General features: G+C 58.8%; 1 protein-coding gene. It reads left to right on the forward strand.

The annotated features are described in order from the left end of the window. Nucleotides 1–723, forward strand: a 723-nt coding sequence (locus tag HT737_RS29900; RefSeq protein ID WP_182404622.1) for a calcium-binding protein, incomplete at both ends; no start/stop codon positions are given.

Genomic DNA, 723 nt, shown 5'->3' on the forward strand with positions numbered 1-723 from the left:
CGATACCATGATCGGCGGTCTGGGCAACGACACCTACATCGTCGACAACGCCGGCGACACGGTCATCGAAACCAGCACTCTGGCCAGTGAAATAGATACCGTACGGTCGTCGGTGAACTGGACTCTGGGTGACAACCTGGAAAATCTCGAACTGACAGGCAGCAGCAACCTCAACGGTACCGGTAACGTCCTGAACAACCGCATGACCGGTAACGCCGGCAACAACATCCTCGATGGCAAGGCCGGGGCCGACACCATGATCGGCGGTGCCGGCGACGATACCTATATCGTCGACAACGCTGGTGACATCGTCACCGAACTGAGCGGTGAAGGCCATGATCTGGTCAAGTCCTCGGTCAGCTACACCTTGTCTGCCAATGTCGAGGACGGCCAACTGTTTGGCAGCGGCGTACTTGATCTGACCGGCAACGATCTGAATAACGTGCTCACCGGTACTGACGGGGTCAATACCCTCAATGGCGGCCTGGGCGCCGATACCATGATCGGTGGCGCCGGCAACGACACCTACTACGTTGACAACATCGGTGACGTGGTTGTCGAGACCGGCACCTCACTGACCGAAATCGACCGGGTCTTCGCCTCCATCGACTACACCCTCGGCGCCAATGTCGAGAACGTGCTGCTCACCGGCACTGCCAACCTCAACGGGACCGGCAACGAGCTGAACAACCGCATGACCGGCAACGATGGCAACAACACCCT

Source organism: Pseudomonas sp. MD195_PC81_125, from assembly GCF_014060985.1.
Lineage (GTDB): Bacteria > Pseudomonadota > Gammaproteobacteria > Pseudomonadales > Pseudomonadaceae > Aquipseudomonas > Aquipseudomonas parakoreensis.